The organism is Trichocoleus sp. FACHB-6, assembly GCF_014695815.1.
In the GTDB taxonomy this organism is placed as follows: Bacteria; Cyanobacteriota; Cyanobacteriia; order Cyanobacteriales; family FACHB-T130; genus Funiculus; species Funiculus sociatus.
The window spans coordinates 1-11,173 of record NZ_JACJOY010000104.1; the positions used below are offsets into that span (position 1 = coordinate 1).

General features: G+C 47.7%; 10 protein-coding genes. 4 read left to right on the forward strand and 6 right to left on the reverse strand.

The window, feature by feature from the left end:
* Positions 1-269 precede the first annotated feature (269 nt).
* The 3 genes from rfaE1 to H6F66_RS20980 form a co-directional block, all read right to left on the reverse strand.
* Entirely contained in the window at positions 270-1,277 is a 1,008-nt protein-coding gene (gene rfaE1 / locus H6F66_RS20970; RefSeq protein WP_242019161.1) for a D-glycero-beta-D-manno-heptose-7-phosphate kinase, read from the reverse strand.
* Between the two features lie 93 nt (positions 1,278-1,370).
* The gene (locus H6F66_RS20975) at positions 1,371-2,999 is read right to left on the reverse strand and encodes a TonB family protein (RefSeq protein WP_190424924.1); all 1,629 of its coding nucleotides are present in this window, start codon (positions 2,997-2,999) and stop codon (positions 1,371-1,373) included.
* A 232-nt stretch (positions 3,000-3,231) separates the two neighbouring features.
* The gene (locus H6F66_RS20980; RefSeq protein WP_190424925.1) at positions 3,232-3,951 is read right to left on the reverse strand and encodes a precorrin-2 C(20)-methyltransferase; all 720 of its coding nucleotides are present in this window, start codon (positions 3,949-3,951) and stop codon (positions 3,232-3,234) included.
* A gap of 27 nt (positions 3,952-3,978) precedes the next feature.
* On the opposite strand from H6F66_RS20980, the gene H6F66_RS20985 reads away from it, so the two are divergent.
* A complete protein-coding gene (locus H6F66_RS20985; protein WP_190424943.1) occupies positions 3,979-4,680 on the forward strand; it encodes an alpha/beta fold hydrolase in 702 nt (233 codons plus the stop codon).
* A gap of 284 nt (positions 4,681-4,964) precedes the next feature.
* The gene (locus H6F66_RS20990) at positions 4,965-5,651 is read left to right on the forward strand and encodes a cytochrome b N-terminal domain-containing protein (RefSeq protein WP_190424927.1); all 687 of its coding nucleotides are present in this window, start codon (positions 4,965-4,967) and stop codon (positions 5,649-5,651) included.
* Positions 5,652-5,694: 43 nt separating this feature from the next.
* Here H6F66_RS20990 and H6F66_RS20995 read toward each other — a convergent pair whose 3' ends face one another.
* Positions 5,695-7,632: a cation:proton antiporter gene (locus H6F66_RS20995; protein ID WP_190424930.1), complete on the reverse strand. Its 1,938-nt coding sequence runs from the start codon at positions 7,630-7,632 to the stop codon at positions 5,695-5,697.
* Positions 7,633-7,794: 162 nt separating this feature from the next.
* On the opposite strand from H6F66_RS20995, the gene H6F66_RS21000 reads away from it, so the two are divergent.
* Together H6F66_RS21000 and H6F66_RS21005 are read left to right on the forward strand one after the other, a co-directional pair.
* Positions 7,795-7,974 (forward strand): hypothetical protein, encoded by a 180-nt coding sequence (locus H6F66_RS21000; RefSeq protein ID WP_190424933.1) that lies wholly within the window; start codon positions 7,795-7,797, stop codon positions 7,972-7,974.
* 455 nt (positions 7,975-8,429) lie between these two features.
* Positions 8,430-9,302 (forward strand): DUF5895 domain-containing protein, encoded by an 873-nt coding sequence (locus tag H6F66_RS21005; protein WP_190424936.1) that lies wholly within the window; start codon positions 8,430-8,432, stop codon positions 9,300-9,302.
* 112 nt (positions 9,303-9,414) lie between these two features.
* Here H6F66_RS21005 and H6F66_RS21010 read toward each other — a convergent pair whose 3' ends face one another.
* Positions 9,415-10,608: a murein transglycosylase A gene (locus H6F66_RS21010; protein WP_190424938.1), complete on the reverse strand. Its 1,194-nt coding sequence runs from the start codon at positions 10,606-10,608 to the stop codon at positions 9,415-9,417.
* Between the two features lie 27 nt (positions 10,609-10,635).
* Positions 10,636-10,896, reverse strand: a complete 261-nt coding sequence (locus H6F66_RS21015; protein WP_190424941.1) for a hypothetical protein — start codon at positions 10,894-10,896, stop codon at positions 10,636-10,638.
* Positions 10,897-11,173: the final 277 nt, after the last annotated feature.

Genomic DNA, 11,173 nt, shown 5'->3' on the forward strand with positions numbered 1-11,173 from the left:
AATTACTGGGGTAAGCTTTACTCATAACGCTCTCTCAGTGCTGTGTACTACATATTCGCAGCTTACACTGAGTGAGCTTTTTTGCTATCTAACCGACTTTTAAAACATCCTCTTAGCATTACGATGGTGGGACTGGGATATTCAGAAGATAACCGCCAACATGGATTTACTTTACACAAATCCCGACAACTGGCCCCAAGACCTTCACTTCCTCTAAACCCCAGCCAAACCCACCAACCCCTCTCTAAACTCTTCCTTCTCTTGTTGGTTTACTCCTCCTCCAACAACCCCAACAAAGCTGCCTTCATCTCCTCCGGGCTTGTCGTCGCCGTCCCAAACTGACGCACCACAATACTCGCCGCCAAATTTCCCAACACCGCCGCCTCCCAAAAAGAGGCCCCACAAACTAAACCCAACGTCAGCGCCGCTACAACCGTATCGCCAGCACCAGTAACATCAAATACATCGGTACGGTTAAAAGCGGGTATGTGCTGCTGTGTTCCATCACGGTCAAAAAGGCTCATTCCCTCCTCACCGCGAGTAATCAGTATTTGCTTCGCCTGCGTCAAGTTAAGGAGGTCGCGCCCAGCTTGGGTGACGGCTGAGGGAGAAGCGATTGCATATCCCACAGCCTGCTCAGCCTCCGGCAAATTCGGTGTAAACAGCGTTGCCCCTTGGTATCTTTGGAGACTTACTTGGGCATCCACAATCGTTTGCTGATGAGACAACGCCGCCTCAATTACAGGCTGGGTAAACACGCCATCCCCATAATCCGAGCAAACCACAGCATCCACCGTTTCCAGTTGTTGCCGGATATACTCAGCAAGCTGGATCTGTAAATCTGGATCAGGTAACTCATCGGATTTCCGGTCAACTCTTACAATCTGTTGAGTCACCGACTGTCGCGCATGGCCAGAAATCCGCGTTTTAGTTACCGTTGGACGCGGGGAATCGAGTAACATTCCACTCGTATCAATTCCAGCCGTCTCAAAAATCCGACGTAGCGCCTGTCCTTGGTCATCCTTCCCCACCAGTCCAGCCACCTTTACCTGCGCCCCTAGCTTCGCCAAATTATAGACAGCATTGGCTCCACCTCCAGGCACTTGCCGGGTGTTTTCGTGGCGGAGAATTAATACTGGGGCTTCTCTAGAAATTCTTTCTACCTGTCCAGTAAGAAATTCATCCAAAGTTAAATCACCAACTACCAGCACTCGCGCCTGGGTAAATTGATCCAACAAATCGAACAATCGCTTAGCTGAAGACTTCAGCTGAGGCATAAATGAAGCATCCACCATAGAGGAAGTTGCAAAAGTTCAAGAGTTTATTATGCTGTATGTCGCTCTTAAATAAATGCTTAACCCCTGATTCTTTTAATTCTCCGTTGGAGTTGGCGATTCTTCCGGTTTAAACGACTCTTCCGGTTTGGGAGAAGCTTCCGGCTTAGGCGACTCTTCCGGTTTGGGAGAAGCTTCCGATTTAGGCGACTCTTCCGGTTTGGGAGAAGCTTCCGGTTTAGTAGAACTTTCCGGCTTGAGAGAAGCTTCCGGTTTAGTAGAAGTTTCCGGCTTGGGAGAAGCTTCCGGTTTAGTAGAAGTTTCTGGCTTGGGAGAAGCTTCCGGTTTAGTAGAACTTTCCGGTTTGCGCGACTCGTTGGGTCTGCTTAACTCTTCAGGTTTGGCTTCGGTTTCTGGTTTGGTAGAAGTTTCTGGTTTAGTAGAAGTTTCTGGTTTAGTAGAAGTTTCCGGTTTTGACGATTCTGGAGTTCTTGTAGAAGTGCGATCGCGTGGCGCAGAACTCACCTGGGGACAACTTTCTTTGTTGTAGTCAAACTTCACACCCACCATGTAAGCTTGTTCTTCACCCGTTGGTTGAAATTTATAGTTCTTAACAACCTCCTGGGCTTTTTTATTCAAGATGCGATCGCCCGAACTCTGAAGCAGATCCGGCTGTCCGATTGGGTTTCCATTAGCATCCGCCAAAGCTGCAACCTTAGCAGTGCCTTCGCGCTGCATGAAGCAGGCATCTTTAGGATAGGTGGCAACGATTGTCATCTCTTGCCATGCACGTTTTCCACGTTCTGTCAACCAACGAGCGCCTTTTATTTTTCCGTCATTATCACTGGAGCTGATTTCATCTTCTTTAAACTCTTGTCGTAGCAGTCGTTGATCTGCTAGCAGTTGCGGCACCCGCGCCTGCGCTAGCTCTTGCGGGGATGTCCGTTGTTCAGGATTAGGAGAAAATTGTGGTTCAGTAGTAGCAGAAGATTGTGATTGGGGATTAGGAGAAAATTGTGGTTCAGTAGTAGCAGAAGATTGTGATTGGGGATTAGGAGAAAATTGTGGCTCAGTAGTAGCAGAAGATTGTGATTGGGGATTAGGAGAAGATTGTGCCTCAGTAGTAGTAGAAGGTTGTGGCTCCACAAAAGGAGGTGGCGGCGGAAGCTTGGAAATATCGAACTGCTCAGACTGGACACCCGATGGCAACCTTCCAGACTGACGAATGCGATCGCGCCAGTCAAACTTCTGGGGATCTGGCGGTGTATAACGAGGTACAGCGGAGGGAGCCGCTGAAATTTTGAAAGAATCCCCCCTTGTCCTTATCTGAGGCGGTGCGCCCGGTATCCGCAAAATATCAGACGGGATTGTTACACTAGGCGGCGGCAGAGCATCAGCCAGCGATGGATAATTGGGAATATTAGGGATAGGCGGCAGCGCGTCAGACGACGGCGGCGGCAAAGGCGGGAACATCTGGGTTGGGTTAGGAAGAGGCAGCGCTACAGGCGGCGGTGCCAGTTGCGGGATACGGCTTTGTTCTGCCGGAGTTAACTGCACTACTTTGACAGTTCCTCGCGGCTTCTGCTCCTCCGGCTTAGACGATGCAGATAAACTGGGTAGAGTGTATGCCAATAGTCCGTGAAGGCCCAAGGAAGCCAAGGCGGCAATCACAGGCGGTTGAGAAACCTTTCCAGGCAGATCTTTAATGAATGATAGATGGGACATAGCAAGTTTTTTTTACACTCCTCAGCGATGGGATAGGCTGGGAATCAGGTCAAATGATTCGCGCTTATATAGCAGGCGATCGCGCTCGTAAAGATGCACACGCTTTTTATATTAGTTTCAGATTTTGAATTTGAATCTCAATGTTTAAAGTCCAGGGTACCTGAAATCTTAATTTTATTTTCTGGCTCTTTAGGAAAGACCGCAGCCAATGCTCAGAAGTTGCCAGTTGCCTTCAATTAGGTGATTTAGTGACTTGAACAATTAACACCGAAAAGTAAGGTAATTTCAAATTAGGGCGAAATCTTAACCCCGCATAAACCACCTGATCCGGTAAAGTTGCTCGTTCCACCACATAAGCTTGCTCCAGCAAACCGCGCTGCTGCAACACTTTCCAAACCTGCTCATAAACCGAACTCACCTTCATCAACACCACCACATCTGCCCAATCAAGCACCGCTTCCAATTCTCCTACAGTGTAGAGCGCTGGTAACACAACTAAGCGTTGAGCGCGAATTGTCAAAGGAATGCCCAAAACTGCGGCCGCCGCCATTGGCGAACAAATTCCCGGAATAGTCTGCACCACGGCTTTCGGATGCAGTTGTTGCAGCGCCTGTGCCAAATAGGTAAACGTGCTGTAAAAACTTACATCGCCTTCCGAGACAAAGGCGACATCTTGACCTAATTCTAAATATTGCCAAACTCGTTCGGCAGCTGCTTGCCAAGCCTGGGTCAAAATGTCATTATCCTGCACGTAAGGAAAACTCAAAGCCAGCTGCACTTGGCTGGAATTGAGCCATTGTGCCACCATCTGCTGAGCCATTCCTGGCTTACCTTGTACGCCTGCGGGAAAAGCAACTATCGGCACTCGTTTCAGAATACCGAGTCCTTTAACAGTAATCAATTCAGGGTCGCCGGGGCCAACGCCAATACCGTAGAGTATGCCTGGTTGCACAATAGAATTTACAATCCCAAATTTAAAATCGTGTTGCCTACAGTCATTTTGCCCGGATATTTGGAAGGCGCGATCGCCTACCGTCAACTAGAACAATCTTTACAACAGCTGGGTTTTCCCGCTGTTACAGTCCCCTTGCGCGGTCGGGATTGGTTCCCCACCGTGGGAGGCCGGTCGATGATTCCCATTTTGCGGCAACTCGACCGCACGGTAAAACAAATGTTGCAGCAATACAACGTTTCTCAGATTAACCTAATCGGTCACTCAGCAGGCGGCTGGATTTCCCGCATCTATCTGGGAGAAATCCCTTACTCGATTCACAAAGATGTCACCGATGACGCTGGACTTTGGCACGCTCACCCCAATGTTGCGACTTTGGTAACATTAGGAACGCCTCATATCAGTGGCGAACGCTGGACTAAAAAAAATCTAGATTTTGTCAAAATTAACTATCCCGGAGCCTTTTACCCAAAGGTGCGCTATATCTGTGTTGCTGGTAAGTCCATCTACGGTGCAAGGCGTCCGGGTCAGTGGTTAGCATACAGCAGTTATAAACTAACTTGCGGAGTCGGTAACACCTGGGGAGACGGGATTACACCGATTGAAGCTGCTCATCTAGAGGGAGCAACTAATCTGGTAATAGAAGGTGTGAAACATTCTCCCAGAACCCCCGGCATTTGGTACGGTTCCCCAGAGCCTTTCAAGACTTGGGTGCCGTATTTGGCATAATGCCAATTTTGAGAAAATGGGTTTCTCAAAGATTAAATTTGAGAATAATTGTAGTGGGTTGACCTAGGAAACCTAACATCTGCATGGGTTACGCCATCGCTAACCCATCCTACAAATAATTAATCCCATTTATTGGGTTGGGTTTCCTTCCAAGGGCCAACCTAAACTTACTCTTGTTCAAAGTCTGTCTGAAGATATACGCACTTAGAACAATTACTTCCCTGGATGACATCGTTAATATATTACTAAATGTAAAGTTTTAGTTAAGAAAAGTAAATTTAACGATGAATACCGAGAAGTATGAATTCATTTTCCGGCGGCTGGCGACAATCCTGGCAGTCTCTATTCTGACATTAAGCTTGGGTGCAGCTTTTACGGGTATTTTGTTAGCTTTTTACTACGAACCATCTGCTGGAGGCGCTTACGAATCTTTAAAGAATATTGCGACTGAAGTTCCCAATGGTTCGCTAATTCGTGACGTTCACGATATTGCTGGAAATGGGGTAATTGTAGTATCCCTAATCGAAATAGTAGTGATGTTTCTGGGGAGGAAATTTACAAAAAGCTGGTTGACTGGGTGGATTAGCGTAATTTTCTTTACTTTAAATGCGATCGCGCTGGCATGGACAGCTATGATACTCGATTGGAGTCAGCTAGGCTACTGGCGTTTAAGCATCGAATTGCAAACCATCGAAGCGATTCCTTTTATTGGTTCCCAGTTGCGAGACATCCTTACTGGTGGCGGCGGGATAACCACAGCAACCGTGGAACACCTATATACAATACACAGCTACATTTTATCTGTGAGCGCGATCGCGATCGCCATCACTCATCTCGGCGCACTACTGGTGCAGGAAAGACAGCAAACGCGGCTTCAAATGGAATTAAAAGCCATATCTTCAACCTCAGAGCCAGATTTAACTCAAGCAGAAATTGATTCAAACTCCCTAACTTTCACCAACAAAAATTAAAAAATGCTGGTTACTAGGCTCAGCCTCGCTTCGTCTCTCGTCTTTATCCAGAAACAGGAGGCTGTACAGCATTCTCAACATTGAGTTCCCCCACACCAACACCTACCGCAGAAATCGGCACTTCCTCCACTTCTGGCAACTTCTCCAACGCCAGACGAGACGAGGGACTCCCACCCGATAACCGCTTCAACAGTTTAGGTCTAGGGTCATGCAGCAGATAAATAATCTCATCTCCAGGCTGCCACTCTTCGGCTGCTGGCACCACCTGGAAAAGCTGCTCTCTCTCAAACAATAATGGCACTAGCTCCCCAGCACGAATTAAGGCTTGTAGATGAGCTTGTTGAAAAGCTAACCCATCCTCTCTAAGCGTTGTTTTACCTAACTTTACCTGCCCTTCGCTAAGGTACTGATTCCAATTCTTTACCGAGAGCTGAGGAATAAAAGCTTGGTGAACCTTTGTATTATTAGTCGCCATATTGGCTTGCGGGAAGACTGCCAAAACGCGAGGCGGACGAAACTCTTCTGCGGCTCGTTGCGCCAACACTAAATTCACCTCCCCATTATTCGTCATCGCCACAAAAGTTCCCATAGAGGCGAGTCCCGCCTCTTCCAGAACTTCCATATCCAAACCACTGCTCAAGAACACCCGCAGATTTTCCTGTTCAGCAATTTTGCAAGCTTCAGGGTCTGTATCAATCAGCACCACAGATTCTCCCCGCTCTTGAAATAGACGAGCAATCAGGCGGCTTAAGGGACTACAACCAATAATTACAGCCCCAGTTGCGTTCTGAGGGTTAATTCGCAACCAGGCGGCAACCCAACGCGCCGTCAGCCCTTGGAAAAATACGGTCATCATAATAGTGAGGAAAACTAGCGCCTTGATGGAATCGCCGCCATTGATGCCATACTGTGTCAGAAAAATGGCAAACAAGGACGCAACAGACGCAGAAACAATTCCTCTGGGAGCAATCCAGCATAAAAATAACTTTTGTCGCCAATTCAGTCCACTATTCAACGTACACAAGCCGATGTTAATCGGGCGCACGATAAACATTAGCGCCAACACGGTGAACAAGCTGCCCCACCCCAGGGCAAACACGCTGGCAATGGACAAGTCAGCAGACAGGAGAATAAACAATACCGAGACGCTGAAGATGGTTAATTGTCCTTTAAAGCGCCGTAACAGGCGCTCCTCTGGGATAGAGGCAGCACCCAGGACAATTCCCGCCATCACTGTTGCCATCAATCCCGACTCGCTGCGGATTGTCTGCGCCAGACCAAACAAACCCCACAACCCAGCCAGAACTACCAGGTTTTTCAAGTCTTCGGAAAGAAACTTGGCGCGTTTGAGAATCAAACCCAGCAACCAACCACCAGCAACGCCGATACCGCCGCCGATGCCTACACGCACGATAAGACCGATGAAAGCTTCCAGGGGATCAGTATCCGCGTTCACAATGGTGTCTAGCACGACGACCGCAAGGATTGCCCCCACTGGGTCAATTAAGACGCCTTCTCCCTCCAAAAGCGTTGCCACTTGTCGGTCTACTTGCACCTGTTTGAGTAGGGGACTGATTACTGTTGGCCCCGTTACCACTACCAGGGATGCGTAGAGAAAGGCAATAGGCCAGGGAAATTCACCCAACCAGTGAGCCGCCATGCCTCCGCCAAGCAGCGTTATAAGCGTCCCCAGCGTCACCAGATTTCGCAGGCTACCGGAAACTTTACCCATTTCTTTGAGTTCCAGGTTAAGCCCGCCTTCAAAGAGAATGATTGCTACACACAGGGCAACCATGACTTCTAAACCAGTTCCTAGCTGGTTAGGGTGTAGCACGCTCAATCCGTCTGGCCCCAGTAAAATACCAAATAGCAACAAAAAGACGATGCTGGGAACCTGGAGATATTCGGCTATAACCTGGGCGCTGATTCCTGCAATAACGGTTAAAACCATTTGCAGGGTAATTTCAAATGATGCTTCCATGTTGTAGATTTTGATAAAACGTGAGTTTTATCAATATCTTTTGTAAAGGATAGTAAATATTAACTCTTCTTTGCTGTCACGTCACGTTTAATCTGGCCATGTATAGGACGTTTTGGCAAAAATATCTGTAGTAAATGATACTATACATTGGGAAAGGTAATTATGTTCAGGAAAAATAATTTTTGGGGAGTATGGGTGCGATCGCGATTGGGAGAAAGAAGCGATCGCGTCAAGCTTCCCGAAGAGTTAAACTGTAACGCTTCCTGTAGCAGGGAGGGCAATCCCCCCATGCAATCGACTGACTACGGCTATAGGCAGGGCGTGTACAGTTGGAAGAATTAGCGGAACATTCGCTTGTTAAAATCCGTTTCCTAACGCCCCTGGTGTTCCACATGAATGATAAAAAGAGACTGTTGCTCTCTAAGTTGAGCTGGCAAAACTAAATTAGCTTCGTATCACTCCCCAAAAGTGGCATCTGTAAACACTTCCAGAGTTAGGAGAATCAGGGAGTTACCAACTAAGTGTGCTGTGACATCGGCAAAAACAGATCCACAAATTCTGATAAAAAGGTGGAGAGGAGTTCTTTCAACAGGTGATGGTGGTCAATCATAGGAGTATTCTGCCATCGGCTGAGGCTCAAAGTTGGCGTGCAGCTCCCGCCGCGCTACCATCGAATCGTCTACTTTAAGTGCCAGAGAATTGTGCTATATTGCCAATTCCTGAAGTGGCCTTTGGCACACCGTCATATTTCACCGACTTGTAAACTTGATCAGCACAAGACTTCGATGCCTAAGACAATGAACGCATCTGCGAATTTCGACTTCGACGACGACAAGTTCAACGCCCCCCCTTCTCAAGTGCTGCCTTGGTGCCAGATGATCAATCCTCGGTACAGCAAAAGTGGGATTCAACCTCACGGATTGGCAATTAAGCTGGATAATGCTAATGCCGTGGGCTTTACTCCAGATGCAAATTGGCAGCAAGTACAGCATGAATTTAGCACCGGAGTCGAAACGCTATTAATCACCACCACCCCACGCATAGTTATAGTACGACGGGGGCCATTATCTGTTAAAGATCGGGAAAGTGGAGCGAAACTGGGTACTCTAAAAGATAACTATGACGCTTTCTTGGCAGATAAGCTAAAGTTTAAGACCTTCACTCGTCACCTGATTTTTTTAGTGGGTGAAAACAAAAATTTCCTCCATCAATCACCGCTGCAATTAACATTGAATGGTGTTGCTGGTGCTAGCTTTAGCAAATCATACTGTGACATTAAGCAAGGTCAAGTAGTAGGTGGATTTATTGGGGAATTGGAAAAGGCTTATGCTGAGTACCGCAAACAACCTCTAACACCGAAAGGGGCGCTGTTTCATGCTCACGGCGTTTTTTGTCCCTTGATTGAGATGGAAGAAAGGGGTAGTGGTTCAAATACGGCTTTGGTAGCTAGTACGGTAGATTATGAGCATCCCACAGCGAAAACTTTAACTGATTATCTGATTGCTTCTAGTTCTGAGGAGTCGGCGATTATTTGTAAGACTTTTGAGGAGTACGAAGAGTTCGGGAAGGAAAAACCGAAAGCGGAAACTTCCAAGATGGAAATGGCGGGTGTTGCCAGTTCTTTTGTTTACCACGATGATGAATTTGAGTATGGTGAACCACCCTACTAAAAATCAAAAGGCAAAAGGCAAAAATAAAGCCATATTTTAGGTTGGGTCGTTGCGTGAAACCCAACCTTAATCATCCGCTTGTTGGGTTTCGCTATTGCTCCACCCAACCTACTTACTGTTTAAGTAGTAGGTAATATAGTTGCCCATTGCCACCAGTAACACCAGCGCGATCGCCTGCTTTTTTTCCTGTCCCAATAAAATAATCTACTCGACCTGGAGTTAGAATTGCACTTCCCTTATCCTGGTCAAGTACATAGCGACTCACTAGGCGCTGCTCAATCTGGCCTTGACTATTAAAGTAGGGAACTCGCGTATGAATTAGCGCTAAGGCTCCCGGTGGCATGAGAGACTTATCTGTAGCTATTGAACGCTCCGCTGTTACTGGCACCCCAATGCTTCCCATTGCTGGCGCACCGTTGGTTTCCCGGAAGAAGACAAAGCGACTATTGCGCGGGATATAGTTACTCATTTCCAGGGGATTTTGCTGGAAATACTTGATCAGCACAGGTAAGGTTAAACCTGATAGAGGCAGTTTGCCATCTTTGGCTAGTTCTTTCCCCACACTGGTATAAGGATAATCAGTTCCCCCTGCATAACCGACAGTCATTATGGTGCCATCGGTCATCTGGAGTTGAGCAGAGCCTTGAATTTGCACCAGGAATGCTTCTAAGCGATCGCGTAGCCAAGCTATTTCCAGCCCTCTTAGTGGGCTTTTCTCCCCCAGCAAACCATCCTCCCCTTCCAGTTCAACCCGTGTAGGGTGCGGTTTGGGCCAAGACTGGAAGTTCGACGGCATCCCATAAATAGGATAGCGATACTCTGCGGTCTGCTGGCGACTAGCTGTGTAGGTTGGTTCGTAGTAAGCCGTGTATTGGACGTTACCTTTATCGTCCTTGCCTACAGACTGGTATAAGACAAACTCGCGCTTCACAGCAGCTTGCAATTCGGCGGGGTTTCGGGAATTGATAACCAGCTGACGAAAGCGTACCAATGAGCGGCGGACACGAGAAAGCGTAATTCCCGGAACCGGATACTTCTGGTAAGCAACAGCTGCATCGTTTGTCTGTAGATAGCGCAGACTGTTGTCAAGAGAGGCGATGAGCGCCTTTTTGTCTCCTGCTTTCCCATTCCTTCCCCACAGTTGGTCATCCAACCCCAGCGCATCTGACCGACAACAGGTGAGATTCAGCAAGTTTGGGTTTATCGGGCGCAGGGGGAGGGAGGGAACATTAGCCAAGACAGGCAAACTGAGACTTCCCATAGCCATGCCAAAACTCAGGGAAAGCAAAGCAAATGTCTTTCTCATTACTTACACCAAAAGGGAAATCGATAGTTATTCGTAGTCACTTCTATCGACACTTCCGGCGAAGACAGGTTCCACCCGGATTGCCCGAATGCTGACCGGACGCACGACCATGTATTCACCCTGGACATTTTTTATCGGCACGCTGATGAAGTCTGTTGAAGAGGCTTTGGGCATCAGTTCGCCGCTGTACCATTTTTGAAACTCTTGAATAGTTGCAAAACGCACTTCAGCTTTATGACCGCCTTCCATCATTAGGTATACGGCGTATTCGGTCGGAGTTCTCGGCATATGGTCGATCGATTTTCAATCCATCCTGATTATTATGTGCCGAGAACGGTCGAAAATTACACCTGATTTCTACGGAAGTTGCCAGAAAGACCTTATTGAGGCTTAGGTCTCGACTCTTCTTCTAAGCGCAAGCCCGGAGAGCAAGGCTGGGAGGCGACCCCTAGTAGGCTGTCAAGTCTGGATTGATGGGTAAAGGCGCTTGAGCTTAATACGAGCATCAGCCGTCGTAAATTGCCAATCAATAGTACGAGAATCATGATTTCGTCGTTCTTCCCAA

Coding starts and splice junctions, on each gene's coding strand:
- H6F66_RS21010 (WP_190424938.1), bottom strand. CDS start 10,608: ATGAGAAAGACATTTGCTTTGCTTTCCCTGAGTTTTGGCATGGCTATG.
- rfaE1 (WP_242019161.1), bottom strand. CDS start 1,277: ATGCCTCAGCTGAAGTCTTCAGCTAAGCGATTGTTCGATTTGTTGGAT.
- H6F66_RS21015 (WP_190424941.1), bottom strand. CDS start 10,896: ATGCCGAGAACTCCGACCGAATACGCCGTATACCTAATGATGGAAGGC.
- H6F66_RS20975 (WP_190424924.1), bottom strand. CDS start 2,999: ATGTCCCATCTATCATTCATTAAAGATCTGCCTGGAAAGGTTTCTCAA.
- H6F66_RS20990 (WP_190424927.1), top strand. CDS start 4,965: ATGAATACCGAGAAGTATGAATTCATTTTCCGGCGGCTGGCGACAATC.
- H6F66_RS20995 (WP_190424930.1), bottom strand. CDS start 7,632: ATGGAAGCATCATTTGAAATTACCCTGCAAATGGTTTTAACCGTTATT.
- H6F66_RS21005 (WP_190424936.1), top strand. CDS start 8,430: ATGAACGCATCTGCGAATTTCGACTTCGACGACGACAAGTTCAACGCC.
- H6F66_RS21000 (WP_190424933.1), top strand. CDS start 7,795: ATGTTCAGGAAAAATAATTTTTGGGGAGTATGGGTGCGATCGCGATTG.